Below are 26,264 nucleotides of genomic sequence, written 5' to 3' on the forward strand. Positions count from 1 at the left end.
CCATCAGGGCTGCGGGTCCATCCCGTTGAGCGGGAAAACCGCTGCCCGGGTCGCATGAATCGAGCGATCCAGCCAGCTGGCCGGGTCATATCCCTGCTCCCACGCACGGTAGGTCACCGCGCGTCCGTCGGTCATGCGCTGGGGTCCCGACATACCGCGCAACTCCGAGATGCGGTCACGCCATTTGTCCGGTGTCAGGGTCGCCGGATCGAGCGGGGCACCCGACACGATGGCCAGCAGATGCGCCCAGGCGCGCGGAACGACGTCGAGCACGGCATAGCCGCCACCGCCGGTTGCGACCCATTTGCCGCCGCACACCTCTTCGGCCAGGTCCTTGACTGCCAGGTAGGACGCCCGCTGGCCGTCGACACTCAGCATCAGATTGGTCAGCGGATCGTCCATGTGTGAGTCACAACCGTGCTGCGTCACCAAGATGTCGGGGGCGAACTCGCGCACCAGCGGGGGCACCACGGCGTGGAAGGCTCGCAGCCAACCGGCGTCCGACGTCCCAGGTGGCAGCGGGACGTTGACGGCGGTTCCCTCTGCTCCTTCACCGCCGGTCTCGGTCGAGAAGCCGGTGCCCGGGAACAGCGTCTGCGGACCTTCGTGGATCGAGATCGTCATGACGCGGGGGTCATTCCAGAACATCTTCTGCACACCGTCGCCGTGATGGGCATCGACATCGATGTAGGCGACCCGTTTCGCACCGTTGTCGAGCAGCCACCTGATCGCGAGGGCGACATCGTTGTAGATGCAGAAGCCGCTCGCATTGCCCGGCATCGCATGATGCAAGCCGCCGCTGATGTTGATGGCGCGGGGAGCCGCGCCCGTCCAGACCCGGCGCGCTGCCTCGACGCTCGCGCCGGCGATCAGCGAGCTGGCCTCGTGCATGTGGGCGAAGACCGGATTGTCTTCGCTGCCGAGTCCGACCGTCAGGTCAGCGTGGGTCGGATGATCGCTGAGCTTGCGGACCCGTTCGATGTAGTTCTCGGTGTGGATCAGGTGCAGCTCGTCCTCGGTGGCAGGCACCGCGCCCACGACGTCGAGTCCGTCGACGATGCCGAGCTCGGTCGCGAGGTCCATCGTGAGTTCGATACGCACCGGCGCCATGGGGTGCGACTGGCCGAAGTTGTACTCGGTCAGCTGCTTGTCGAAGACGACGCAGGCGCGGTCACTGGCCGTGTGCTGGATCTCACTCACGCTTCGAGCCTATGCCGGTCCCGACAGCTCAGCGGACCTGGCTGCCGCTGCGGCGACTCCGGCCACGATCCCGTCCTTGACTCCGCGGTCGTCGAAGGTCGTGATCGCAGCGTGCGTCGTGCCGTTCGGTGACGTGACCCGACGGCGCAGTTCTTGCGCGGTCTCGTCGGACTCGGCCAGGAGTTTGGCCGACCCGACGATCGTCTGCGTCGCCAGCTTGCGGGCGGTTGTCTCGTCGAGACCTTGGGCGACGCCCCCGGCGATCATCGCCTCGGCGAGATAGAAGACGTAGGCCGGTCCCGAACCGGATACCGCTGTCACAGCATCCTGGACGCTCTCATCCACCACCACGACCTCGCCACCGGCGTCCAACAGTCTGGCGACGGACTCGACCTGCTCGTTCGAACAAGAGCTGCCCGGGGAGATCCCGAACATCCCCTCGCCGACCAATGCGGGGGTGTTGGGCATCGCGCGCACCACGGCCACACCTCTCGCAAGGGCAGCCTCGATTCGCTCAGTACGGATACCCGCAGCCAGGGAGACGACGATCGCAGCCGGCTCCACCGCGCCGCTGATCTCGTCGAGCAGCCCAGGAACGTCCTGGGGCTTGACGACGAGCAAGATGACGTCCGCGCCGGCCACGGCTTCGGCGTTCCCGGTGACCTCGACGCCGTACTCCGCGCGAAGCTCCGCGGCTCTTTCTTCGCGTTTTTCGCTGATCACGAGGGCATCAGGGCCATGGCCCGAACTGAGAATGGCCGACAGCAGGGTCTCCCCCATCACGCCGGCGCCGAGGATGGCAATCCGCTGAGTCATGCGGTCCACACTAGGGTCTGGGTGTGCGCTTGCGTCCCGACCCATTCATCCTGGCCCTGCTCGCGGCTGCGGTCGTGGCCTCGTTCGTGCCGGCGACAGGTGATGTCCTCGACGTGTTGAAGACCGCGTCCAAAGTCGCGATCGGTCTGCTGTTCTTCCTCTACGGCGCGCGACTCTCGACAGCAGAGACCGTGACCGGTCTTCGCCACTGGCGCCTGCACATCGTGATCTTGTCGACGACGTTCGTGCTTTTCCCGCTGCTCGGCCTGGCCATCCAGATCTTCGACGGCAACCTGCTGCGTTCTTCGCTCGCCAGCGGCGTCCTCCTGCTGTGTCTTGTGCCGTCGACCGTGCAGTCGTGTGTCGTGTTCACCCGCATCGCCGGCGGCAATGTGGCAGGCGCCGTCGTGAATGCGTCGATGTCGAATCTCATCGGAGTCTTCCTGACCCCCGCACTTGTGGCCTTGCTGATGGCGTCAGACGCCGCAGTCGACGGCGGCTCGATCGTCCGTATCTTCTTGCAGATCCTCGCCCCGTTCGTGCTGGGTCAGTTGCTCCGGCCCCTCGTCGGCGGCTTCGTGACCCGCAGTGACGCGGTGCTCAAGCAGTACGACCGCAGCAGCATCGTCCTGGTGGTCTTCGTCGCGTTCAGCGAGGGGGCCCAAGCCGACATCTGGTCATCGCTGTCGGTCGGGTCGGTCCTGGCAGTCGCGCTGGTGTGCGCGGCACTGCTCAGCATCGTGATGGGGTGGTGCGTCGCGATCGGTCGAGCATTGCACTTCGACCGGTCAGACCGCATCGCGATCCTGTTCTGCGGCTGCAACAAGTCTCTCGCGAGCGGCCTGCCGATCGCCTCAGTGCTGTTCGCGCCGAAGGACGTCGCACTGATCGTGCTGCCGCTGATGCTGTATCACCAGCTGCAGCTCATGACCTGTGCTGTCGTGGCCGGGCGGTTGGCCCGCGCCTGATCGGGCGCTACAGCACACCGCGGGGACGGAACTGGACGCTGATGCGTGGTCCGACCGCTCGCGCGGTCTTGAGGACTGCGTGATCCCAGGTGCGCTGGCATGATCCGCCCATCACGACCAGGTCGCCGTGCCCCAGCGCGAAGCCGATCTGCGGACCTCCTGCGCGTGGTCGCAGTGACAGCCGTCTGGCGGCGCCGAACGAGACGATCGCAACCATCGTGTCGTCGGTGCGACCTCGACCGATTCGATCGCCGTGCCAGGCGACGCTGTCGTGGCCGTCACGGTAGTAGCACAGCCCGGCCGTCGCGAACCGTTCACCGAGCTCGTCCTCGTAGTGGTCCGAAATCGCCTCGCGCGCATCCAGCAGCAACCGGTCGGGGAGCTCATCGCGCACTCCGTAGTGGGCGACCAGCCTCGGTACGTCGACGACCCGGTCGTACATCTGCCGTCTTTCGGCCTGCCACGCGACCTCTGACTGCAAGCGCAGGAACACTTCGTCGGAACCGGTGATCCAACCGGGCATGACGTCGACCCAGGCACCGTCGGCGAGCGCGGTGCGCCGCATCGCCAGCGGGCTGATCTCTGGGGTCAGGCCGACATCGAGCAGCGAACCCTGGTAGTAGTCGGTCACCTGATCAGCGTACGCCGATTCGAACAGACGTTCTAGTATTACTTCGCCCCGAGTGGTGCAAACCCGACCGCGAGCGGTGCGGTCTGGACAGACACGCCGTCTCGGGAAGACCAATCCGCACCGCTCGCGGAGAGGGACGTAGGCTCCGACTCATGCAACCGGCCTGGGACTCACTGCTCGAACAGCTCGAGCAACTCGCCTCCGACCCTGCCCGCCCGATCACCGCCGACGTCGAGCAGAACTTCTCGACATTGGCGGAGCAGGCGATGGCGGAGGGAACCATCGACCGTGAACTGCATGTACCGGACATCGCCCGCTGGCTGTGCGGGCTGGCGGTCGCGCACCGCGAGGTGCACCGCCAGCACGCCCGAGCCGGTCAGGACGACGATCTAGGACCGTTGCTGGTCATCGCGACCCGCTGGCTCCACCCGGCCAGGCCCCGCTGAACTAAGCGGGCTTGTCGCTGTCGGGTTCGGACGCCTCGACCACGAGCACGAAGTCTCCGTCGTGTTCCTCGACGCCGGTCGCTACGGCCTCCTCGACCATCACGACACCCAACCGCTCATTGACGACGATCGGATCGGTCTGCAGATCCTTATAGAGCGATACGCACAGCGCGACCATGACCAGGACAAACGGCACCGCCGCCACGATCGTGATCTGTTGCAGTCCCGTCAAAGCCTTGTCACCGCCGATCACCAGCATGATCGCTGCCACCGCACCGGTCACCGATCCCCAGAACACGACCGTGCGCTTCGAGGGTTCGTCGGAGCCCTTCTCGCTCAATGAGCCCATGACGATCGAGGCGGCATCTGCGCCGGAAACGAAGAAGATGCCGACGAGCACCATGACCAATACCGTCGTGATCGACGCCAGCGGCAGCTGGTCGAGCATCGCGAACAGCGCCGAGTCGGTGTCGACCGCTCCACCCTTGCCGACGAGGTCGCCGGTTTTGCGCTGTCCATCGATCGCCGCGCCGCCGAAGACGGCGAACCAGACCAGGCTCACGAGTGAGGGAACGATCAGCACACCAGTGACGAACTGCCGGATCGTGCGCCCCCGGCTGATGCGGGCGATGAACATGCCGACGAACGGCGTCCACGAAACCCACCAGGCCCAGTAGAAGATCGTCCAACCGGCGAGCCAGTCCTTCATCGCGTCATCGCCGCTGGCCGCGGTACGTGAGGCCATTTCCGTCATCTGCGAGGCGTAGTCACCCAGCGCAGTCGGCAGCAGATTGAGGATCAGGAGGGTCGGGCCGGCGACAAACACGAAGACCGCCAGCACGAGGGCGAGCACCATGTTGATGTTCGACAACCACTGGATCCCCTTGGCGATACCCGAGACAGCCGAAGCAATGAAGGCGATCGTCAGGATCACGATCACGACGACCAGCACGGCCTTGTCGACCGAGTCGACCCAGCCGTTGAATTTGAATCCGCTGCCGATCTGCAGAGCACCAAGTCCCAGGGACGCCGCCGAACCGAAGAGCGTCGCGAAGATCGCGAGGATGTCGATGACTCGCCCGGCCGGCCCTTCGGCACGCTTCTTGCCGATCAAGGGGATGAACGCGGAAGAGATGAGCTGCCTGCGGCCCTTACGGAACGTCCCATAGGCGATCGCGATACCGACGACAGCGTAGATCGCCCACGGATGTAGCGCCCAGTGGAACATCGTGGTCGCCATCGCAGTCTGGAAGGCCTCGTCGGTCTGCGGATCGGCCGTTCCCGGCGGTGGCTTCGCGTAGTGCGAGAGCGGCTCGGCCACGCCCCAGAACATCAGCCCGATGCCCATGCCGGCGCTGAACATCATGGCGATCCATGACACAGTGCGGAACTCGGGCTTCTCGTCATCGGTGCCGAGCGGAATACGGCCATACTTGCTCGCGGCGAGCCAGATCACGAAGATCACGAAGAATGTCGACGCCAGGACGAACAGCCAGCCTGTGTTGGTGATGACCCAGTCCTGGGCCGTGTCGGACGCCTTGCCAAGGCTCGGCGTGCTGATCAGGCCCCAGGCGACGAAGCCGATCGCGATTGCTCCGGTGACACCGAAGACGACAGGATCTATTCGGTCACGCCACGACGTTTGCTGCTGACTCACTGATTTAATTCCCCGGTCGATCGGTTGCTACTTCAGACCGTGCGACCTTAGTCGAGTCAGTGAGCCAAAGCGACTCAGTGTCACTCAGTGTGACGAGCCGCGCACCTGAGCCAAATAGACCAACGCGGCGACAGAACCGACCAGATTGAGGACCGCCAGAGGGTCCCACTGGAGGATGTGGGCACCGAGGGCGAGGCCCAGGATCACCAGCCAACCGTTCTTGGACAGCGTCTCGTAGTTGCTGAAATCCGAGGCACGCCGGCCCACACAATCGGCCATCGCGAAGCCCTTGACCGCGAACAAGCCGAGTGACAGGACCAGGAACAGGCCACCTTGGACGTCTAACATGTGCGAAGGCTATCGGCACAGCGAAAAAGGCGGGCCCTGTGGGGACCCGCCTTCCTCTGTTCAGCTGTGATCAGGCGTCGGCGGACGGCGCCTTCTTGGCGGCCGGAGCCGTCTTCGCAGGAGCCGTCTTCGCGGGTGCCTTCTTGGCGACCGGCGTAGTGCTGGCCGTCTTTGCCGCGGGAGCCTTCTTCGCAGCGGGAGCCTTCTTCGCAGCGGGAGCCTTCTTCGCAGCGGGTGCCTTCTTCGCAGCCGGAGCCGTCGTGGCGACAGGAGCGGCCTTGGCAGCCGGCGTGGTCTTAGCGGCCGGCGTGGCCTTAGCGGCCGGGGCGGTCTTGCCGGTCACCTTGGTGACCTGCGCCTTGGCGACCGAGACGTAGTCGGCGGCGACCTTCTGCGCTTCGGTGGCGAAGCCCTTGGCCTGCTTGGCGACGTCTTCGGCGACGTCTTCGACCTTGTCCTCGGCCTTGTCGAAGAAGTCGTCAGCCGACTTCTTGACGTCGTCGACCTTGATGCCCTTGGCCTTGGCGACGAATCCCTCGCCCTTCTTGGCCAGATCGGCGTAGGTGGCCGTCGCGGTCGTCAGAGCGACCTGCGCGAGCCCCTGGGCCTGCTTCTGCAGATCGGCGATGTCGATCTTCTTGAACGTCTCGGGCAGGCCCTTGACGTCGTCGACGATGGCCTTGACCTGAGTCGTGATGGTGTCGGTGATGGTCATATTTTCTCCTGGTTGGCTTCAGTCACGGTTGCGGCGAGCTCGGTATCGGCCACCTCATCGGTTCCGACGAAGGAGCGATAGATGTCGAGCAACGCTGTCTTCTGCCGCTCGGTGAGTCGCTGGTCGAGAGCGATGGCGTCCTCGACCATGCGGGCCCCGCTCTCGTCGGCATCGAGGATGCCGGCGCGAACGTAGAGCGACTCGGCGGAGATCCGGAGCGCTTTCGCGATCTGTTGCAGGACTTCCGCCGAAGGACGACGCAATCCGCGTTCGATCTGGCTGAGATACGGATTGGAAACATCCGTCAGCTCGGCCAGCTGTCGAAGCGACATCTGCGCCTGACCTCGCTGCTCACGCAAGTACTCGCCGAGTCCCTCGACTGTCCTGTGCATGCTCAACTTGGCCATATCCCCATAGTGCTTGCAAAAGTTAGCAAATGCAAGCAGGGCGGTTTGCGATCCGCATCACAACAGCGGTGAACCTGCAGGTCAGAACGTCGGACGAACCTCACCGACCTGCTTGCCGCCACCCAGGACGGACGGTCTTGCGTGCAACAGCGGCGCATCGAGACCGGCCAGTTCGAGCGCCCGATTCATCACGGCATAGAGCGGCCGTTCCGCGCCGTCCTCGATCTTGAGCGCGAACGCCGAACCGTCCGGCAGGCCGACGACATAGACGCTCTCGGCACCCGACTTGGCCAGCAAGCCCGGAAACGCCCGCATCAGCTCCAGCTCCGCGCGACGTGTCCCGCTGACATACTCAGGGTGCGCCGTCATCGCCGCAACGAGTCGCGCGCCGGCCGCCCCCTGCGGCTCCTGCATGATCTGCCCGACCGCGCGAGCCAGTTGCTTGAGCTCGGTCGCCAGCAACGGCGCCCCGCAGCCGTCCACTCCCACGACGGACGGTGGCCCATCTGTCAGCTCGGTGAACGTCGCGGTGATGATCTCCTGCAACGGGTGCGACGGCTCCAGATACGAACTGGTGGGCCAGTCATTGACAACACACGTCAGCAGCATCGCGGCATGTTTGCCCGAGCAGTCCATATAGATAGGAGCGCGGCTGCCGCCGGCACGTAGCACATCGGCATGCACATGTGGATCGAGCGGATAGGAGGCGGGAGTCTGCAAGGCGGATTCGTCGAGTCCCGCGAGAGTGAGGATCTCCCGCACCCCCTCGAGGTGGAATGGCTCGCCGGAGTGACTTGCCGAGGCCAGCGCCAAGAGCCGGCCGTCGAGCGGCAGGCCGGCCCGCAACATCCCAAGCGCCTGGATCGGCTTATTGGACGATCTCGGAAAGACCACAGTGCCGGGATCTCCCATCGACCACGTGACATTCCCCGTCGGGTCGACACGCACCGCGACCCCTCGGTGGCGGCTTTCGACCAGCCCGGACCGGACAACTTCGGCAAGGATCTCCACGCCTCCACCCTAGGCCGCGACACACATTCACCTTTATTTTTGGTCAATTCGCGCCTATCCTCATGAAGGCTGGTCGTCTCTGTCACGCCACTTCCCACCAGCAAGGCTGAACCCATGACCTCTCGGACCGATAGCGCTCGCATGCGACGCGGCGCTCGATGGGTGCGCATCAGCGCGCTCACCGCTGCCCTCATAGCTCTGATCGGCACCGGGCTGCAGCCCGCCGCCGCAGCTTCCAAGCCCGGCAAGGTCGGCCTGGTGTCGTTCACGGCCAAGGGATACGACCGCAGTTCGAAAACTGCCTCGCTGACGATCTATTGGCCGAGGGCGTCGCGCGCCAAGAAGTACGAGATCTACCTCTCCCGGCACTATTCGATGTCCAAACCCAGGAAGTACACCACCAGCAATCGGACCAAGACCATGAAGGGCCTCACGAGGGGGGCCGACTACTTCGTCAGGGTCCGCGGTGTCAATGGTTCCAAACGGGGCAGCTACTCGACCCGGGTGGGCCACACCACGATCCGGTTGCTGGATCTCGCGCGCGGTGACACCTACCGGGTCATGAGCTACAACGTCTGCTCCAGGGTCTGCTCCAAGTGGGAAAGCCGTCAACCCGGCGCACAGGAGCGCGTCCGCGCCTACCGTCCCGATGTGCTTGCCGCTCAGGAAGCCGACAATCTCGCCATCCCGGCGGGATACTCACAAGCCCACTACAAGAGTGGAAAGCGGCTGCTGTTCAGGTCCGGCCGCTTCACCCTGGATCCGGGTACAGAGGCACCCGAGGTGCTGCCGTCGGTGGACACCAGGAACAGATGCACGCCGACGCGAACCTGGGAAACGTATGGCGAGGTCTCCTTGGGATATCACGGCGGCGGTTGCCGTTATGCGGTGTGGGCCAAACTGACCGACACAGTCTCCGGCGCTCGTACGATGTTCGTCGACGTCCACACGGTATCGGGCGACAACTCGACCGATGCGATGTATCGCAAGTACGAGATCCGTGAACTGCTCGCCCAGATCCAGACTCAGAACCCCGAAGGTCTTCCGGTCATCTACGCGGGTGACTTCAACTCGCACAAGAACCGCAGCAACGACTACCCCGCCAGGGAATTCCAGAAATTCGGCTACTACGACGCCTACGATCTCGCGATGAGCCTGCGTCAGCAGCACAACAACAGCTACAACGACTACAGGACCACTCCCAAAATCAGTTATAAATGGGGCGATCACGTCGACAAGGTCTGGATCCGACCAGACCTTGGCCGCGTCGTGAAGTGGAACAACGGCGCGCTCATCAAGAACGGGAAGATGGTCACCCCGATACCTTCCGATCACAGCCCGATCATTGCCGACGTGAGAATCAACTGAAGGTTCTCCAGCTCGCACGGACAGATCGCCATCTCGTCGTAGAATTCATCAGACCCTGTCCGACCGCTCTGGGAGTTGTGCCGTAGTCACCCGAAGAAAGATCGCGCCACCACGTCGGCGCGCTGGCCCCGCGGAGCGATCAACAGCTGCAGGCCGAACCACGGGGCGCCGCAAACGACGCAACCTGTGGCGGATCCTGGTCGGCGGTCTCGGCGTGCTGTTGCTGGCGGCTTTGGGCGTCGGGCTGTTCATGACCTACCAGGAGCAGCAACGGCTCGAACCCCCGACTGCTCTGGCCGCGACGCCGTTGAGTCCCACCAGCGTCGAGCTGCGCTGGAAGGCGTCAGAGAACGCAGACTCCTACAACGTGGTGGTCGGCCCTGATCGCGCCCTCACGAAGCCGGTCGTCACAAAGGTCTCGGCCGGGCGCACCAAGATCTCTCTGTCCGACATCAAGGCCACGACGCCCGGCGTCGACCAGTTCTACCGCATCGACGCGATCAAAGACGATCTGGTCATGTCGTCGCGTACCACCCGATTCACGCTGAAGCCGGGCGAAGTCCGCACGTTAAAGGTGCGCCGGGCCACGGCCAGCGGCTTCAAGGCGACGTGGAAGAAAGTCGCCAACGCCCGGCAGTTCGACGTCACGATCGCCCGCGACAAGGGATTCACCCGGCAGGCTTCGACAGTACGCACCCTCACTGCGGACACCACTTTCGTGACCGCTGGGCTCAAGTCGGCGACGGACTACTGGATCAAGGTCAGGCCGATCAACGGCGAACAGATCGGCACCTTCACCAAGCCTCTGAAGCTGAAGACCGCCGTTCGCGAGACGTCATTTCGGGTGGGCACCTGGAACGTCTGTTCCGAGAAGTGCTCCGGCTACGCCTCGCGGGCACGCATCATGGCCGACTACATCAACGCCAACAAACTCGACATGTTCGCGCTGCAGGAATCCGGCGGCGAGCGTGTCGGGAAGGTCACCAACGCAATCTTCAGCGGCCATTCCCAGCAGTACGTCAGAGCCACGGGAGGCGCACGGGCCCGCTATATCTTCTACCGGCCGGCCATCTTCGAGCAACTGAACGGCGGCAGCTTCTCGATCGGTGACGGACGAGACACGACGTGGGCAAGCTTCAAGGTCAAGGAGACCGGGCGCATCTTCTACTACGTGAGCGTGCACCTGGAGAACGGCAAGGGCAATGACGCGATGCGTTCGCGCGAGATGGACCGGATGCTCGGCCAGATGGCGCAGATCAACGACACCGGCAAGCCCATGATCTATGCCGGCGACTTCAACTCCGGAGTCCACCGAGGGGCGGACTCCCCCGGCGTCAAGATGCGTGCGGCCGGATTCGGCGACACCTTCGTGATGACCAAGGAGACGCTCAACGGTCAGATCAACACGAGCCACACGTTCAGCACCAATGTCTTGGCCTCAACCGCGCACGTCGACCACATCTGGGTGTCGAAGGAATTCGACGTCGAGTCATGGGCCCAGCTGGTACGTCTCGCCGGCGGACGCTATGCGCGTCCCGTCGTCTCGGACCACAACCTGCTGACAGCCGTCGTCGCGCTCGACGCGACCCAGAAGCCGCTCGGCGAACCCACGCCCACGACCAGCATCGGTGTTGTCGCCCCACAGGCGGCAGAGCCCAGTCCCGGGAGGACCCCATGACAACGCCAGCGAGCTTGGCCACCTTCCACGCGGTGATCCCCGCAGGGGGTGCCGGGACCCGGCTCTGGCCGCTGTCACGGGCCGACCGGCCCAAGTTCCTGCTCGATCTCGACGGGTCCGGTCGCTCCCTGCTGCAACAGACCTGGGACCGCCTCAACGACCTGATTCCTGCAGAGCGTATCCACGTCGTCACCGGCCCGGCGCACGCTGCAGCCATCAGCCGGCAACTGCCCGAACTGACCAACCTGTTGGTCGAGCCGTCGCCGCGTGACTCGATGCCGGCGATCGGGCTGGCCGCTGCTGTCATCGCGAGCACCGATCCCGACGCCGTCATCGGGTCCTTTGCCGCCGATCACATCATCGATGACCAGGTGTCATTCGCCGAGGCCATCGAGCAGGCGATCGCGGTGGCCGGAACGGGGCTAGTCACCACGATCGGGATCACCCCGAGCGGACCTTCGACGGCGTTCGGGTATATCCAGTCAGGCGCCCGCCTCGACGTCGACGGCGCTTCCTCGGCGCACGCGATCTGTCAATTCGTCGAGAAGCCCGATGCCGCAACGGCGGACGATTATGTGACCAGCGGCGACTACAGCTGGAATGCCGGGATGTTCGTGACCCGGGCCGACGTCCTGCTGAACCACCTGGCACGTCTCCAGCCCGGCCTGCACGCCGGCCTGTCCAAGATCGCCGATGCCTGGCCCACCGACCGGCGCGAGGAGGTGCTCGCCGAGACCTGGCCGGCGCTGACCAAGATCGCGATCGACCACGCAGTTGCCGAGCCGGTGTCGCTGGAGGGCGGTATGGCGGTCGTGCCCGGCGCTTTCACCTGGGACGATGTGGGCGACTACGCCGCACTGCAGGACGTCGGCGCTGCTTCATCGCCGGAGACCATATGGATCGACGCCAACGGACTCGCGATCGCCGAGGACGGCACCACGATCGCAGTCGTCGGTCTGCAGGATGTCGTCGTCATCCGCACCAGCGACGCCCTGCTCGTCACCTCCCGGGCTCACGCCCAACAGGTCAAGGATGTCGTCGCCACGCTCAAGGAGCGTGGCCGGACCGATCTAGTCTGAGCGGGAAGACCAGGTCGATGAGTTCGCCGACGGGCGCCTCCGGACCGGGCGTGTAGGCCTGCGCGACCTCGCCGGTACCGATGACCCGGATCTGCCCGTCAGAGGCTCCGGCGAAGACCGACTGTCCACGGCCCAGCTTGATGTGATCGCCGGCGGCGTTGACGAGTTCGACCTCGCCGCCGGTGCACACGATGATGCGCTGGGTCCCCGGCGGCAACAACATTCCCTCCGGCTCGGCGCTGGAACTCTGACCGACCGCGAGCGCGAACTCCTCGACATTGGGGTTGAACACCTCGGTCGAGAAGCCGAACGGCTCAGGAGTGACCCGTGCGAGCCGAGACATGCCCTTTTCGAGACACTGGACCAAGCCTGCAGGATTCACCGGCTTCGACGTCAGCCCCGCCCGGAGAACGTTGTCGGAGGCGGCCATGATCTCCAGGCACATTCCTTTAAGGTGCGCATGGATGATTCCCGCTCCGAGGAAAGCCGCCTCACCCGGCTGTAACGTCAATCGGTTGAGGGTCAACGAAATGATGACCCCGATGTCACCGGGATAGAACTCGGAGATCTCCACTGCGGTGACGTACGCCCGCTTGATGTCGACTCCGACCTCGACCAGCTCCCGGCATGCATCGACGACCTGGGCGATCTCGTCGACCGGGACGTCACTGGTCAACAGGTGCTCGACGATGCGCACGATGCCCCGGAAGCCCGGCTTCTCGCGCAGCCCTTCGGCCAGGCGATGTGTCAGCGGCGTGTCGATGCCGTTGAGCACCCTCAGGATCTCGGCAGTCGGCCGAAATCCGACGAGTGTGTCGAATGTGGTCAGCGCGTAGGCCATCTCCGGCTTGTGTGATGGATCGCGATATGTGCGCTCCGGCGCGTCGATCGGCACCCCGGCCGCGTTCTCGGCCTCGAATCCTGCCCGCGCCATCGCGGCGTTGGGATGCACCTGCAACGAAAGGGGACGGTCCGCGGCCAAGATCTTGAACAAGAACGGCAGCTCGCCGGCCACCTGTGACAGTGGGACGAGTTCGCTGCCGACCTCGACAGAGGACTCCCCCAAGGGATGGGTCCCCATCCAGACCTCGGCGATCCGGTCGCCGTCGGGCGTCTGGCCCAGGAATCGCGGGATGTCTGAGGTCGATCCCCAGTCATAGTCACGGGCGGCGTTGTCGAGCAGGAACATCTGCAACCTTCGTCTGTAAGACCCTCGTGACCATCCTAAGGGCGTGAGACTACTTGTGACGCGGCTTTCGGGCCGGATTGCCGCCCGTGGGGGCGCCGTCACGGTCTGAGCTCTTCTTCTCCCACGTGCTGACGCTGGGTCCCGACGAGCGCGACGGCTTCTTGTCGGCTGCTTTCGAGGGATAGGGCCGCTTCTCGAACTTCTTCTTCTCGAACGGCTTACCCTTGCGATCCTCACGGGTGCGGCGGATCGGCGGTCCGGTGTCGGGCTGCAGATCGATCAGCTTGCCCGAGATACGGGTGTTGGCCAGCGCTTCGAAGACCGCGTCGGGCAGATCGGCCGGCAGCTCGACGAGCGTGTGGTCCTGACCGATCGTGATCTTGCCGAAGTCGGAACGTTTGAGGCTGCCCTCGTTGGCCAGCGCACCCACGATGGCCGACGGTCCGATCTTGTGACGCTTTCCCACCGCGACCCGGTAGACGGCCGCACCCTCGGTCGGCAACCGGTCGGAACGGTCGTAACCGGCCGGTTTGGGCCGCGGCTCGAAGTCGCGTGCACGCGGCGGCGCCTTCGGCGGATCGGGCCGCAGGAAGAACTCCTTGTCGGCCTGGCTCATGACCGCCAGGGCTGCCGCGACATCGGTCATCGCGACATCGTTCTCGGCGGCGTACTCCTCGACGAGTGTGCGGAAGGCGTGGAACTGCGCCGATCCCATGCTCGACGTGATGGCCTGGGCGAAACGACCCGTGCGGCGCTCGTTGACCTCTTCGGCCGACGGGACGCTCATCTCCTCGACCGGACGTCCCGAGACCTTCTCGATCGCCGAGAGCATCCGACGCTCGCGCGGGGTGACGAACAAGATCGCCTCGCCCGTGCGGCCCGCGCGACCTGTACGACCGATGCGGTGGACGTAGGCCTCGGTGTCGTGCGGGATGTCGTAGTTGATGACGTGCGTGATGCGCTCGACGTCGAGGCCACGGGCGGCCACATCCGTCGCGACGATGATGTCGATCGCGCCTGACTTGAGCTGCGACACGGTGCGCTCGCGCTGGGCCTGTGCCAGGTCGCCGTTGAGGGCAGCTGCGGTGTAGCCACGCGCGCGCAGCTTGTCGGCGAGCTCTTCGGTCGCGGACTTGGTCCGGACGAACACGATCATGCCGTCGCCGGTCTCGACCTCGAGCAGGCGCGTCAGGGCGTCCAGTTTGTGGTGATGCGAGACCTGGATCCAGCGCTGGCGCACCGTCGCGGTCGAGGTCGTGGCCTTGGGCGTCGCGATGTCGACGGGATCGTGCAGATACTTCTTGGCCAGGCTGCGGATCATCTTGGGCATCGTGGCCGAGAACAGTGCCACCTGCTTGTACTCAGGCGTGTCGGCGAGGATGCGCTCGACGTCTTCGGCGAAGCCCATGTTGAGCATCTCGTCGGCCTCGTCGAGGACCAGGAACTCCAGCGAACTCAGGTCGAGGCTACCCCGCTCGAGATGGTCGATCATGCGGCCGGGCGTGCCGACGACGATGTGCGCGCCCCGCTGCAGGCCGGACAGCTGGAAGCCATAGCTCTGCCCGCCGTAGACCGGCAGCACCCGGATACCGGGGATGTTGACGGCGTACGTCGTGATGGCCTCGCACACCTGGAGCGCGAGCTCACGGGTCGGCGCGAGCACGATGGCTTGTGTCTTGTTGCTCTTGGGATCGATCTTCTGCAGGATCGGCAGCGCGAAGGCGGCAGTCTTTCCGGTGCCGGTCTGCGCGAGGCCGACGACGTCCTTGCCCTCGAGCAGGGTCGGGATCGCGCGGGCCTGGATCGGCGTCGGGGTCTCGTAACCGAGGGACGCCAGGCGCTCCACGAGGACGTCGACGAGGCCGAGATCGGCGAAGTTGGGCTCCGCGGCGACCGTCTCGGTGCCCGAGGGCGCGGTGGACAGATCTGTATTCATGAGTGCTCCTGGTGAGTTGGCGCGGGACCAAAGTGGCCGAATCCCGTGCAACCTGCCGACAGCCCCATGCTGGTCGTGGTCGTGAAGGAACGAGCGCGCCACTCCACGGTATCGGTCCACGCCCCCAACCGCGAAACTCAAACGGTGTGGCCTTGGTTTCAGTACGCCCCGGACGAGGACCGCACGGCCTTGAACGTCTTCCACAAGATCAGCAGATCACCGACGATCGACCAGTTCTCGACGTAGTACAGATCCAGGCGCATCGTCTCCTCCCAATCGAGTTCCGAACGCCCCGAGATCTGCCACGGACCTGTCATTCCCGGACGGACGAGAAGCCGGCGCCGGGCCTCGGGGGCGTATCCGGAAACTTCCTCGACCAGCGGGGGACGCGGGCCCACCAGGCTCATATCGCCCTTGACGACGTTGATCAACTGCGGCAGCTCGTCGAGGGAGTAGCGACGAAGGAACCGTCCCGGGCGGGTCACGCGCGGGTCGTCACGCATCTTGAACATGAACGAGTTGCCGGTGTCGGCCGTCAGATCGCCAACCATCAGGTGTGCGCCGTCGACCATCGTGCGGAATTTGATCATCCCGAACGACTGACCGTCACGACCCACCCGTTCCTGGATGAAGAAGACCTTGCCCGGACTCGTCAGTTTGATGGCGACCGCGACCAGCACGAAGACCGGCAAGGACGCGATCAACAACAGGCTCCCGCCCGTGCGATCGAGGAATCCCTTGGCCCAGCGCGAGGCGCCCCGGTACGACGGCTGTTCGACGTGCAACAGCGGCAGTCCGGCAACGGGACGTATGTGGACCCTCGGGCCGGCAATATTGGCCAGAGACGGCGCGACGATGATCTCGATGTCATATCCCTCGAGGTCCCAGCCCAGGCGCCGGACCATCTGCGGATGGGTCGCATCCGACGATGTCACGATGACCGCATCGGCCCCGGACTCAAGGATTGTCGCCATCAGGTCATCGGCGCCGCCGAGCACCTTGAGTCCGCCGACCTGGTCGGGCACGAGCCGTCCGGTGATGCAGGCGCCCACGACCTGATAGCCGTACGAGAGATTGCGAGCGATCACCGAGGTCAGGTCCTCGACCGAATCGAGATTTCCGATCACGATCGCCTTCTGGGTCATCTGACCGCGCTGGCGCTGCACCAGCAACCACTGCCGCCAGGACCACCTGCTCGCCAGCAACAGGCCTATTCCGAAGGGCAGCGACACCAGGACATAGCTACGGGGAACCGTGAGGTTGAACAGATAGCCCACAAACGCGATCAGCGAGAAGATCACGATCGTGGAGTTGATGATCCGCTTGTATTCGTCCGGCCCGGCACCCAGAACCCGGGGATCGCGGGTGCCGGCCAAGGTCAGTACGAGGTGCCACAGGACGGCGAGCAGTGCTGAGATCAGCACCCAGAACCACGCAGTCGCCGACTCGGCCTGCTGCCACTGTGGGACGGCCAGCCAGACGAGATGGTTCATCACGAAGACCCACGCCAGCACCACAGCATCCGACACGATGAGCCGGCGTCCGTAACGGCGACGCCATTCCCAGCGCGAGGACCGCGCGGGGGCAGCGTTCGGGGATTCAGCCAACGGCACCCGGTCCGGCGCCGCAGGGGCGCCGATCTGCGCCTTCACGTCAGAAGTAGCACGTAAAGTAGCGGGAACAGGGCAAGGGCGCCAGTGAAGGAGAACCCCAGCAGCACCCGGTGAGCGCTGATCGGTGTGTAATCCATAACATTCACTCCAAAGGCTGGGCCCACGGGAGAGTGGGACCCTCTTGTCTTGAGAACGACCCGGACCGACTGGAGTTACGTATTGCGCGTAACACCCCCGTCAGAGTTGATCCGCACCTGCTCCATGTGCCGTAGAGTTCCGGCCGGGGGGAAGTGCTCGAGAGGAGTAGTCGTGCGAGCGTCCCTACCCATTGGTGTCGTGCTGCGGCGTTGGCCGTCGATCACCGTCCTGACCCTGCTGGGCATCGGTCTGGCCGCCGTGGGCGTGTCCCAGACGACACCCGAATATCAGGCCCACGCCGACGTCCTGATCTCGCCGCCGGTCGAAAAGAGCACGTCCGCACCTGCTGCGCGCACCGTCGAGTCATATGCCCAAGTGCTGGGTGGACGCACGACGGTCGCCGCCGTCGCGAAGGAGCTCGGCCTGTCCGGCAGTCTCGCATCGCTCGACGGGCGTATCTCGGCCGAAGTCCTCGACGGGACGTCGGTTCTGCGGGTCGTGACCACCGATGAGTCCGCCGATCAGGCAGCGCGCATCAGTCAATCGGCCGCTGAATCATTTGTGGCCTGGCTCGGCAAGCACGACACCCAACTCGAAGCCACGATCGTCGCGAAGGCCGGCGCACCCGCCGACCCATCCGGTCCGCAGCGCCTGCCCTGGCTCGTGCTCGGCGGGCTCATCGGCCTGCTGATCGGCGTGCTGATCGCGATCCGACGAGCCGTCTCCGACACCAGCGTTCGCACACCCGCGGAGCTGGAGGAGATCTCCGGCGCTCCCGTGCTCGGTGCCGTCGCCTACGACCGCACGGCGACGCAGACTCCGCTCATCACGGCACTCGGCACCCACCACCCACGGTACGAGGCGGTGCGGATCCTGCGCACCAATCTGCAGTTCCTCGACATCGACCGCGACAACAAGGTCATCACGATCACCAGTTCGGTCGCCGGTGAGGGCAAGACCACGACGGCGACGAATCTGGCCATCGCATTGGCTCAGACCGGCTCGCAAGTCGTTCTGGTCGAGGGCGATCTGCGCCGACCCCGGGTCAGCGAATACCTCGGCATCGAGAAGAACGTCGGACTCACCACGGTTCTCGTGGGCCGGGTCAGTATCGACGCAGCACTGCAGCCGGCCAGCACCCCCGGACTCGACGTCCTGGCGAGCGGCGCACTGCCGCCGAATCCGTCAGAGATCCTGCAGACCGACGCGATGAAGGCACTGATAGCCCAGCTGCGGCAACGGTTCGACGTCGTGTTGATCGACGCTCCCCCGTTGCTGCCGGTAACAGATGCTTCCCTGCTCGCCTCGATCTCCGACGGCGCGATCCTGGTCGTCCGCCACGGCAAGACCGGTCGTGAGGCGATCCGTTCGGCGACCGGTCGACTCAACTCGGTGGGCGCCCGCCTCCTCGGCACAGTGCTGAGCATGTCACCGGCCAAAGAGCTGTCGAAGTACGGCTACGGGTACGGCTATGGCTACGGGCCCGAGTACTTCGCCAAGACCGCCGGCGACAAGCGTCGCGGCGGTGCCCGCAAGGGCTGATCCCCTGCCGGGACATCACCCAAGTTCTCGGCGGTACTGCGTCGAAAATCGACCCCAACGACCCAGAAGCGCCGACATGTTGGAAGCTCTTAACCGGCCGGGACCAATGCGTTGAGCTTGGCAGCGATGGTGTCGACCGCCGCGGCGATCTGATCGGCCGTCGCCCGGTGCACTTCGGGTCCGCGCCGGAAGGGATCGCCGATATCGGCTTTCGCCGGCGCCAGACTGCGCCGCAGCGCCGCCTGGGCGACAAGATCGTGCGGATCGGCACCGTCGACGAGCTTGGTGAGCGCCGCGAACTCGATCAGCGTGAAGCTGCGCCGCAAGGCCTGCGGGGTCATCGACAGGACGTCGGAGCGGTGGGCCCGGGTCGCGGTCAGGATCAGATCGGCCGAATCGACGAGATAGGCGTCGATCGCGTGCGAGCGGAACGCCTCGGCCGAATGGCCCAATCGCATCGCCTCCATCGCGGCCATGGAATCCATGGGCTCGCGGTCCCAGCCACGGACCCCGGCGCTTGCGACCTCGAACCGGGTCTCGTCCAACTGGGCCTTCAGCAGGATCTCCATGAGGGGAGAACGGCAGATATTGGCGGTGCACACCGCGAGGACAGCGAACCGGTGACCAGTCATCAGGACAGAACCGGCCGGACGTGCAGGCCTGCCTCGGGGTCCACCAGCACCTCCTGAGCCGCAGCCACACCATCGGCCAACAACGTCGCATCGACGTCGATCTTGCGTTTGACCAAGGCCAACGCGATCGGGCCGAGCTCGTGATGCCGGGCCGCAGAACCGACGAAGCCGACGCGCACGCCGTCGAGAGTCACGTCGGAGCCGTGGGCCGGCAGATGATCGACCGAGCCGTCGAGGTGCAGCAAGACGAGCCGGCGTGGTGGGCGGCCGAGGGTGTGCACGCGGGCGACGGTCTCCTGACCGCGGTAGCACCCCTTGTCGAGATGCACCGAACGACCGAGCAGACCGACCTCATTGGGGATCGTCTTGTCATCGGTGTCGACGCCGACCCGGACGATCCCGGCCTCGATCCGTAGCGCCTCCCAGGCCCACATGCCGACCGGATCGCCCAGCTCGGCCGGAAGATCCGCCAGCGTGGCCCGCGGCCGCAGTTCCCAGGCGAGACCGGGCAGCCCGATGACCGCATAGTGCGCAGACACGTCGGCCACCTCGACCCGCATCATGAACCGCATCCGGTCGAGGAATTCCACCAATGCCGCGCCCGCGCCGCCTTCGGTGTGCGCCCAGAACGTCTCGCCGTCATCGACGCCGGCGAAGCCGTGCTCGATACGTCCCTGCGGCGACAGCAGCAGGACGTCGGTCGGCACGCCGGGCGCGAGTCCTTCGAGGAACTGGGTTGTGAGCGAATGCAGATATGTCAGGCGGTCGGGGCCCGAGATCGTCAGGACGTCGCGGTGCGACAGGTCGACGAACGTGCCGCCTTCGCCTAGGCGTCGCTGCTCGGCCGAGATCGAACCGTAGTGCGCGGCGACGGTGTTGTCGGGAGCATCGCCGAACACCGCGCCAGGCAGAGCCAGCAGGGGGCTGCCACCCACAGGGACGTCAGACACGCTGGAGTCGCCCCCAGAGGTGGGATTGCATCTCGTGTCCTTCGGCGGCCATGTCGTAGGCGTACATCAGATCGCCGTCGACCAAGCCGTACATGCGCTGTCCTGCGGTGTACTCCTTGGCCGTGGACGTGCGGGCGACCAAATCGGTCGCGAGCCTGACCCGCGCACCTTCGACATCGCCGTACCAGACTTCGGCGTATCCGGTCGGATGTGCGAGCACGAGCTCGAGCTGCCCCTCGCCGGCCGGACGCAGGAAGCCGGTCTCAAGTGCACCGGGACGCACCCGTTCGCCGGATTCGTCGGTGATCCAGGTACGACTGAAGTAGTGCAGGAAAGGTCGGGTGTCGTGCGCGAACACGACGTCCTGCTCGTACGTGAACGGCTCGATCGAGGGATATTCGCCCTGGCCGTTGCCATGCCAATTGCCCAGCAGCCACACGACGGGCATGAGGTCTGGGTGAAGGTCTGAAGGAATCTCGAACGGCATGGATTTCAGTCTACTTGGCACCACCTGCTTCCACGGCCGCAAGTACGCTCATGACATGAGAGCGGTGGTGCAGAGAGTCACGCAGGCGCGGGTCGACGTGGACGGTGAGACTGTCGGCAAGATCGGGACCGGACTCATGGTGCTCTTGGGGGTGACGCACGACGACACCCCCGAACTGGCCGGACGCCTCGCCGGCAAGATCTGGAACCTGCGCATCCTGCGCGAGGAGATGTCCGCGGCCGACACCGGCGCCGAGATGCTCGTGGTCAGCCAGTTCACGCTCTACGGCGACACCCGCAAGGGCCGGAGGCCCACATGGACCGCCGCAGCGCCCGGTCCGGTCGCCGAGCCGCTGTACGACGAGTTCTGCACGGCGTTGCGCGATCTCGGCGCGACTGTGGCCGAAGGCGTGTTCGGTGCCGATATGGCGATAACCCTGACCAACGACGGCCCTACGACACTCGTGATCGACGTATGACCGACGACGGTTCGGCGTCCTACGGTGCCGCCGGCAAGCGCAGGGCGACCCGGACGCCGAGGAGTCGGCGCCGCAAGCTCCTGCTCATCGCCTTGGCGTGCTTGGTCCTGATCCCGGCGATCGGAATCGCGAGCTACGCCTACATCCTCAACAGCAAGCTGGGCAATATCGACAAAGTCGACAAATCGCTTCCGGATACGGACCGCCCCGATCCCGACAAGGGAAAGGCGATCAACATCTTGCTGATCGGCTCCGACAAGGGCAAGAAGACCCCCGGCAAGGCCGCCAAGACCTCGATCGCCGAAGACGCCCAGGCCAAGACCTGGCCGGTCGGCAAGTACCGGTCCGACACGTTGATGGTCGTACACATCACGTCGAATCGGAAGTACGCGTTTTTGACGTCGATCCCGCGCGACACCCTCACGACCCTGTACGACGAGCAGGGCGAGCCGCAGGGCATGGCCAAGATCAATGACGCCTTCTCCCGATTCGGCCCACTCGGCGCCCAAGCCACCGTCGAACAGCTCACCGGCGTCCGGATGCGCCATTTCGCGATCATCGACTGGGCCGGATTCAAGGATCTGTCGACGGCTGTCGGCGGCGTCCCGGTCACGATCCCGCGCTCGTTCTACGATCCTCAGCAGAAGATCCAGTGGGAGGCCGGAGAGCAACTGCTGAAGGGCGAAAAGGCGCTGTCGTACGTCCGCACCCGCTACGGCTTGCTGCGGGGCGACTTCGACCGGATCGCGCGCCAACAGAACTTCCTGCGTGCACTGATGAAGAAGCTTCTCGCGCAAGGCATCATGAGCAATCCGGTCAAGCTTGTGAAGTCGGTCTCGGCACTGACCGAGAATCTGACGGTCGACGGCGACTGGTCGAGCGGGGACATGCGAGGGCTCGCGCTCGGCCTGCGCGGCATCAGCACCGAGGACGTCATCTTCCTGACAGCTCCTGTTGCGGGCACCGAGACCATCGATCCCTACGGGAGTGTCGTGCGTCTCGACGAGGCCAAGACCGCCGAACTGTTCGAGGCGTATCGCAAGGACAATCTGCGCGGATACCTCAAGAAGTACCCCGATGACGTTCTCGAGGAGGAGGTCAGCTGACCTGCGTCAACCGCAGGCCGACGGCGCCACCCGGTCATTGCGGGCGGGCTGGACGCCGGGTGTCGTCGACAAGATCGCGTCGCCGCCTTGCCCCTTCCCGGTGATCATCCGGGTCGTGATGGTGTGCGTCGAGCCGGCTTTGAGAGTCAACACGACCTTCGTGACATTGCGGCCCTGGTGCGTGTCGGCGTAGACCGTCTGCGGCCTGCCGTCGAGACTGACCGACGTGAACCCACCCCGATACGGCGAATAGAGCCGCACGATCAGGCGCATGGTCCCCTTCGGCGTGAACTTGCCGTCCCCGGTGACGGCTTCGGGCAACTTGTCGACCTTGACCGGAGTCCGCGACCGCAACTCGGTCTTCGAGGTCAGTTCCTGGATCTGCCCGGGCAGACAGCGCGACGCGGCAAGACTGCTCACGTGCTCGAGGTAGTACTCCATCTTGGTCGATGCGGCATCACCCAGATACACGCCCACGTGAGGTGTCGCACCATCGTCACCGGTCAACTCCCCCGACAGCCCGGACGGCAAGATCCGGGTCTGCTCGTCCTCATGCCTCGACCACACCATGACCCGGTTCTCGGCCACTCCGCGGACCAGGCCCTTGACGACCAGGCTCGTGTCACCGCCGCCCTTGGCCAAGACGTCGAAGATCGCGCGCGCGGCCTGTTTGAAGATCTTGTCCTGGGCCTCGCGGTCCGGCAACAGCATGTACGTCGAATTGAGCAACACGCCCACGGCGTTGAGCTGATCCAGCGTGACACCCGGAGTGTCCTTCAGCTCGACCGGGCCGGTGCCGGCCAGCACGAAACTCAAGGCGACCGGATCAACCGAGATGACGCCGTCGACGTCGACTCCCAGGCCCTTCTTGACCATCGCGCGGACGATCTCACCCGTGCGCGGGAAATCGGGCGTGAAGTTCGTGTCGAGCAGATTCGTCACCATCGACGGCGCGAAGACCCGCGATTCCTCCTTGGTCATCGCGAGGACCGGCTCGGGGAACTGCACGAGATCTTGCAATGAGCCCTGAAAGCCCATCGAGATCTTGCCGTTCTTGGTTTTGAGGATCGCGATCGATCCTGCGATCCCGCCGGTCGAGCGCACTTCGGCATTGTTCTGCACCATCAACAGGTACGTCCTGCTGCCTTGGCCGCCCAGCATCGACGGCAACAGTTTGGCAGCCAGCGAGGTGTTGACCGCCGCGGTCCTCGCACTGGCGATCTTGTTCTTGACTGTGGCGACCGGCCCCCTCAACGGAACGAACAGCGAACTTGGATCGACGCCGGCCAGACGGTCACTGGCCCGCCCCAGCGCCTTGTCCGCGGCTTCGATCGATGGCCCCGTCTGGGCTATCGCGGCAATATCGACCCGCCCGTCCCGCGGCGAGAAGGTGTCAAGATTGAGCTGCTTCGACAGCGCCACCACCGGTGGCAGTGCCTCGGTGGCGACCTGGTCGACGACTTCTGCGACCTTCTGCACCGCTTCGAAGTTATCGCCGAGCAGCGGCACCTTCGCACCGATGTCCCACATCGGACCATCCGTACGCCGACGAGCTCGATCGGTCGACTCCTGGAGGCTGCCGAGCGTGCGCTGCGCGCCCGGACCGTCCCCCGCCACGATCTGCGACTGCAGCAGATCGGCCTGGTTCGCCGCCAGTCGCAGCGACTGGCTGGCTTGCCACGCCTGCCAGCCGAACAGCAGGACCAACGCACCCGCCAGACCAGCAAGGACATACGTCAGCCGCCTGCGCACATGGCGCCTGTACCAGGGGCGGCGCCGACCACGGCGCTTCGATGCCATCAGGTCACTCCCGTCGGCGAAGCCCTGCACGCCCCCGGGTGCACGACTAGGTGGTGGTCAGAAAGGGGGTCAGCGAGATACCTGACGGCGGCGAGACGCGATGACGGCGCCTCCGCCGACGAGCACCAGGGCACCGCCGGCGACGAGGATCCACAGGTTCGATCCGCCCGTGTCGGGCAGAATCCCGTTGCCATCCTCGGATCCGCCCTCACCATTGCCGGTGCCGGCATCGGAGTCTCCGTCGCCGGTCGATCCAACGGGCAGCAGCGTGACGGTCGCCGATGCGGAGGCGGTGTCGTTCTTGCCCGCCGAGGTCGATGAACCCGACGCATTCGCGTCATAGGCGCACGTCGCCGTGATCGGCGAGCGGAAGGTCTTGGAGACGGCCTTGGTGTCGTAGCTACCCGACACAGACTTACCGCTGCCGGTCTGGTCGGCCGGAACTCCCGCCGCGCGGCCGTCCTTATACGTGACGGTCCAGTCACAGTCGACGTCCGCGGAAGCCGTGAACGTGAAGGTGTTGCCGCCGACGAGATCGGAACTCGGAATCGCGATCGTGACATTGGGTGAATCGGGATATGCCTGGGCCGAGTGCGCGGACAGGACCGAAACGGCGACCGCGACAGACGCGGCGGCAGCAAGCCGAAGATTCTTCATGCGATGACTCCAGTGGGCTCCGAGTGTGATGATGCCGAGGGCCCAGGCCGGATTCGCCGTGCACAGATATGACTCAGACCCCAGGCTTCGACATCGCTAACGACGGGTGCCTGCGATTCGTTATGGGTCGGTCCGGCAAAAAAATCACACCGAACACAGAGAATTTCCGGTCACGCCGCACACAACGAAACCGAGGTGTGTCCCGGCCGTTGCCAGGACACACCTCGGGGTGGAACTCAGTACGTCAGACCGCTACGGCGACCTCTGCCACGACGCCCTTCGCGGCGGTGACGGCGTTGTCGACCGAAACCGACTTCGGCGCCAGCGTGCGCAACGTCCACTCACCGGGACCGGCGAAGAAACGGAACTGTCCGGTCGCTGAAGTCGGGACTTCGGCGGTGAACTCGCCCGAACGATCCAGCAGACGCACGTACGCATTGCCGACCGGCTGGCCGTCTCGCGTCACGACACCTTGGATGACAGCCTGGTTCGCCACGTCGACGCCTTCAAGCGAAGGGCCGCCCTTGACCGCGCCGCACATCAGGCGACACCCGGCTCGTCGCCCAGGGCGACCGGCACGCCGCGCAGCGAGCCGTACTCGCTCCACGATCCGTCGTAGTTCTTGACGTTCTTGTAGCCCAGGATCTCGTTGAGCACGAACCACGTGTGCGAGCTGCGCTCACCGATGCGGCAGTAGGCGATGGTGTCCTTGCCCTCGTCGAGCCCGGCGTCGGCGTAGAGCGCCTTGAGCTCGTCGTCGCTGCGGAACGTTCCGTCGTCGTTGGCGGCCTTGCTCCACGGGACGTTGCCGGCGGTCGGGATGTGACCGCCGATCTGGGCGGCTTCCTGCGGCAGGTGCGCGGGAGCCAGCAGGCGGCCCGCGAACTCGTCAGGGCTGCGGACGTCGATCAGGTTCTGGACGCCGATCGCCGAGATGACCTCGTCGCGGTAGGCGCGGATCGACTCGTCGGCGTCCTTGGCCACGTAATTCGTGGCGGGGCGCTCGACGACGTCAGCGGTCAGCTCACGCGAGTCGAGCTCCCACTTCTTGCGGCCACCGTCGAGCAGGCGGATGTTCTCGTGGCCGTAGTAGGCCAGGTACCAATAGCCGTAGGCCGCGAACCAGTTGTTGTTGCCGCCGTAGAAGACGATCGTGTCGTCATTGGCGATGCCCTTGGACGACAGGAGCGCTTCGAGCTGCTCCTTGCTCACGAAGTCGTGACGCACGCCGTCCTGGAGATCCTTTCGCCAGTTGATCTTGACGGCGCCGGGGATGTGGCCCTTGTCGTATGCCTCAGCATCCTCGTCGAGATCGACCAGAACGACCTTGGGGTCGTTGAGGTGCTCCTCGACCCAGTCTGCTGTGACGAGCGCGGATTCGCGGCTCATGCTTACCTCCGTTGTGCCCGAGC

General features: G+C 65.1%; 26 protein-coding genes. 8 read left to right on the forward strand and 18 right to left on the reverse strand.

The features are described 5' to 3' along the window. Positions 1-3 precede the first annotated feature (3 nt). Together ACXJKC_RS05945 and proC are read right to left on the reverse strand one after the other, a co-directional pair. A complete protein-coding gene (locus ACXJKC_RS05945; protein WP_456695763.1) occupies positions 4-1,200 on the reverse strand; it encodes an acetoin utilization protein AcuC in 1,197 nt (398 codons plus the stop codon). A gap of 9 nt (positions 1,201-1,209) precedes the next feature. Further along, complete coding sequence (gene proC / locus ACXJKC_RS05950) at positions 1,210-2,016, reverse strand: pyrroline-5-carboxylate reductase (RefSeq protein WP_456695764.1); 807 nt, start codon at positions 2,014-2,016, stop codon at positions 1,210-1,212. 23 nt (positions 2,017-2,039) lie between these two features. Here proC and ACXJKC_RS05955 point away from each other — a divergent pair, with 23 nt between their 5' ends. Further along, complete coding sequence (locus tag ACXJKC_RS05955) at positions 2,040-2,984, forward strand: bile acid:sodium symporter family protein (RefSeq protein ID WP_456695765.1); 945 nt, start codon at positions 2,040-2,042, stop codon at positions 2,982-2,984. A 7-nt stretch (positions 2,985-2,991) separates the two neighbouring features. Here the strand turns inward: ACXJKC_RS05955 and ACXJKC_RS05960 are convergent, their stop codons facing one another. Beyond that, positions 2,992-3,615 (reverse strand): alpha-ketoglutarate-dependent dioxygenase AlkB, encoded by a 624-nt coding sequence (locus ACXJKC_RS05960; protein WP_456695766.1) that lies wholly within the window; start codon positions 3,613-3,615, stop codon positions 2,992-2,994. Between the two features lie 152 nt (positions 3,616-3,767). On the opposite strand from ACXJKC_RS05960, the gene ACXJKC_RS05965 reads away from it, so the two are divergent. Beyond that, positions 3,768-4,061 (forward strand): hypothetical protein, encoded by a 294-nt coding sequence (locus ACXJKC_RS05965; RefSeq protein WP_456695767.1) that lies wholly within the window; start codon positions 3,768-3,770, stop codon positions 4,059-4,061. 1 nt (position 4,062) lies between these two features. Here the strand turns inward: ACXJKC_RS05965 and ACXJKC_RS05970 are convergent, their stop codons facing one another. The 5 genes from ACXJKC_RS05970 to ACXJKC_RS05990 all read right to left on the reverse strand — a co-directional run bounded on the left by ACXJKC_RS05970 (position 4,063) and on the right by ACXJKC_RS05990 (position 8,199). Next, positions 4,063-5,718, reverse strand: a complete 1,656-nt coding sequence (locus tag ACXJKC_RS05970) for a BCCT family transporter (protein WP_456695768.1) — start codon at positions 5,716-5,718, stop codon at positions 4,063-4,065. 84 nt (positions 5,719-5,802) lie between these two features. Next, positions 5,803-6,066: a DUF2516 family protein gene (locus ACXJKC_RS05975; RefSeq protein ID WP_456695769.1), complete on the reverse strand. Its 264-nt coding sequence runs from the start codon at positions 6,064-6,066 to the stop codon at positions 5,803-5,805. Between the two features lie 70 nt (positions 6,067-6,136). Then, positions 6,137-6,781 carry a hypothetical protein gene (locus tag ACXJKC_RS05980; protein WP_456695770.1) on the reverse strand — a complete coding sequence of 215 codons (645 nt, stop codon included), beginning with the start codon at positions 6,779-6,781 and terminating at the stop codon, positions 6,137-6,139. Next, positions 6,778-7,188, reverse strand: coding sequence for a helix-turn-helix domain-containing protein (locus tag ACXJKC_RS05985; RefSeq protein WP_456695771.1), 411 nt, complete (start codon positions 7,186-7,188; stop codon positions 6,778-6,780). Before ACXJKC_RS05985 ends, ACXJKC_RS05980 begins: the two co-directional genes overlap by 4 nt. A gap of 81 nt (positions 7,189-7,269) precedes the next feature. After that, entirely contained in the window at positions 7,270-8,199 is a 930-nt protein-coding gene (locus ACXJKC_RS05990; RefSeq protein ID WP_456695772.1) for an asparaginase, read from the reverse strand. A gap of 114 nt (positions 8,200-8,313) precedes the next feature. Between ACXJKC_RS05990 and ACXJKC_RS05995 the strand changes: the two genes are divergently transcribed. The 3 genes from ACXJKC_RS05995 to ACXJKC_RS06005 all read left to right on the forward strand — a co-directional run bounded on the left by ACXJKC_RS05995 (position 8,314) and on the right by ACXJKC_RS06005 (position 12,324). Then, positions 8,314-9,567, forward strand: coding sequence for an endonuclease/exonuclease/phosphatase family protein (locus ACXJKC_RS05995; RefSeq protein WP_456695773.1), 1,254 nt, complete (start codon positions 8,314-8,316; stop codon positions 9,565-9,567). 214 nt (positions 9,568-9,781) lie between these two features. Then, the gene (locus ACXJKC_RS06000) at positions 9,782-11,245 is read left to right on the forward strand and encodes an endonuclease/exonuclease/phosphatase family protein (RefSeq protein ID WP_456695774.1); all 1,464 of its coding nucleotides are present in this window, start codon (positions 9,782-9,784) and stop codon (positions 11,243-11,245) included. Next, the gene (locus ACXJKC_RS06005) at positions 11,242-12,324 is read left to right on the forward strand and encodes a mannose-1-phosphate guanylyltransferase (RefSeq protein WP_456695775.1); all 1,083 of its coding nucleotides are present in this window, start codon (positions 11,242-11,244) and stop codon (positions 12,322-12,324) included. The genes ACXJKC_RS06000 and ACXJKC_RS06005 overlap by 4 nt, the downstream gene beginning before the upstream one ends. On the opposite strand, the gene manA is transcribed toward ACXJKC_RS06005, so the two are convergent. From manA to ACXJKC_RS06020, 3 genes are all read right to left on the reverse strand, one after another. Beyond that, positions 12,293-13,513, reverse strand: a complete 1,221-nt coding sequence (manA, locus tag ACXJKC_RS06010; RefSeq protein ID WP_456695776.1) for a mannose-6-phosphate isomerase, class I — start codon at positions 13,511-13,513, stop codon at positions 12,293-12,295. The two genes, ACXJKC_RS06005 and manA, sit on opposite strands and share 32 nt — an antisense overlap. Before the next feature lie 49 nt (positions 13,514-13,562). Further along, positions 13,563-15,449, reverse strand: coding sequence for a DEAD/DEAH box helicase (locus tag ACXJKC_RS06015; protein WP_456695777.1), 1,887 nt, complete (start codon positions 15,447-15,449; stop codon positions 13,563-13,565). A 158-nt stretch (positions 15,450-15,607) separates the two neighbouring features. After that, complete coding sequence (locus ACXJKC_RS06020) at positions 15,608-17,101, reverse strand: sugar transferase (protein WP_456695778.1); 1,494 nt, start codon at positions 17,099-17,101, stop codon at positions 15,608-15,610. Positions 17,102-17,371: 270 nt separating this feature from the next. On the opposite strand from ACXJKC_RS06020, the gene ACXJKC_RS06025 reads away from it, so the two are divergent. Then, positions 17,372-18,742 carry a polysaccharide biosynthesis tyrosine autokinase gene (locus ACXJKC_RS06025; RefSeq protein ID WP_456695779.1) on the forward strand — a complete coding sequence of 457 codons (1,371 nt, stop codon included), beginning with the start codon at positions 17,372-17,374 and terminating at the stop codon, positions 18,740-18,742. Positions 18,743-18,831: 89 nt separating this feature from the next. Here ACXJKC_RS06025 and ACXJKC_RS06030 read toward each other — a convergent pair whose 3' ends face one another. From ACXJKC_RS06030 to ACXJKC_RS06040, 3 genes are read right to left on the reverse strand one after another with little or no spacing between them, the layout of a single operon-like run. Then, positions 18,832-19,374, reverse strand: a complete 543-nt coding sequence (locus ACXJKC_RS06030; RefSeq protein WP_456695780.1) for an arsenate reductase/protein-tyrosine-phosphatase family protein — start codon at positions 19,372-19,374, stop codon at positions 18,832-18,834. Next, positions 19,374-20,324: a CAF17-like 4Fe-4S cluster assembly/insertion protein YgfZ gene (ygfZ, locus tag ACXJKC_RS06035; RefSeq protein ID WP_456695781.1), complete on the reverse strand. Its 951-nt coding sequence runs from the start codon at positions 20,322-20,324 to the stop codon at positions 19,374-19,376. Before ygfZ ends, ACXJKC_RS06030 begins: the two co-directional genes overlap by 1 nt. Beyond that, on the reverse strand, positions 20,317-20,811 hold the full coding sequence (locus ACXJKC_RS06040; protein WP_456695782.1) for an FABP family protein: 495 nt from the start codon (positions 20,809-20,811) through the stop codon (positions 20,317-20,319). The genes ygfZ and ACXJKC_RS06040 overlap by 8 nt, the downstream gene beginning before the upstream one ends. A 55-nt stretch (positions 20,812-20,866) precedes the next feature. Between ACXJKC_RS06040 and dtd the strand changes: the two genes are divergently transcribed. Together dtd and ACXJKC_RS06050 are read left to right on the forward strand one after the other, a co-directional pair. After that, a complete protein-coding gene (gene dtd / locus ACXJKC_RS06045) occupies positions 20,867-21,289 on the forward strand; it encodes a D-aminoacyl-tRNA deacylase (protein WP_456695783.1) in 423 nt (140 codons plus the stop codon). Then, positions 21,286-22,395 carry an LCP family protein gene (locus ACXJKC_RS06050; RefSeq protein ID WP_456695784.1) on the forward strand — a complete coding sequence of 370 codons (1,110 nt, stop codon included), beginning with the start codon at positions 21,286-21,288 and terminating at the stop codon, positions 22,393-22,395. Before dtd ends, ACXJKC_RS06050 begins: the two co-directional genes overlap by 4 nt. A gap of 6 nt (positions 22,396-22,401) precedes the next feature. On the opposite strand, the gene ACXJKC_RS06055 is transcribed toward ACXJKC_RS06050, so the two are convergent. From ACXJKC_RS06055 to ACXJKC_RS06070, 4 genes are all read right to left on the reverse strand, one after another. Then, the gene (locus ACXJKC_RS06055) at positions 22,402-24,195 is read right to left on the reverse strand and encodes a DUF4012 domain-containing protein (RefSeq protein ID WP_456695785.1); all 1,794 of its coding nucleotides are present in this window, start codon (positions 24,193-24,195) and stop codon (positions 22,402-22,404) included. Between the two features lie 69 nt (positions 24,196-24,264). Further along, on the reverse strand, positions 24,265-24,852 hold the full coding sequence (locus ACXJKC_RS06060) for an LPXTG cell wall anchor domain-containing protein (RefSeq protein WP_456695786.1): 588 nt from the start codon (positions 24,850-24,852) through the stop codon (positions 24,265-24,267). 244 nt (positions 24,853-25,096) lie between these two features. Then, a complete protein-coding gene (locus ACXJKC_RS06065) occupies positions 25,097-25,393 on the reverse strand; it encodes a DUF1416 domain-containing protein (protein ID WP_456695787.1) in 297 nt (98 codons plus the stop codon). Continuing rightward, positions 25,393-26,241 carry a sulfurtransferase gene (locus tag ACXJKC_RS06070; RefSeq protein ID WP_456695788.1) on the reverse strand — a complete coding sequence of 283 codons (849 nt, stop codon included), beginning with the start codon at positions 26,239-26,241 and terminating at the stop codon, positions 25,393-25,395. The genes ACXJKC_RS06065 and ACXJKC_RS06070 overlap by 1 nt, the downstream gene beginning before the upstream one ends. Positions 26,242-26,264: the final 23 nt, after the last annotated feature.

It is taken from the genome of Aeromicrobium sp. P5_D10 (assembly GCF_054049535.1).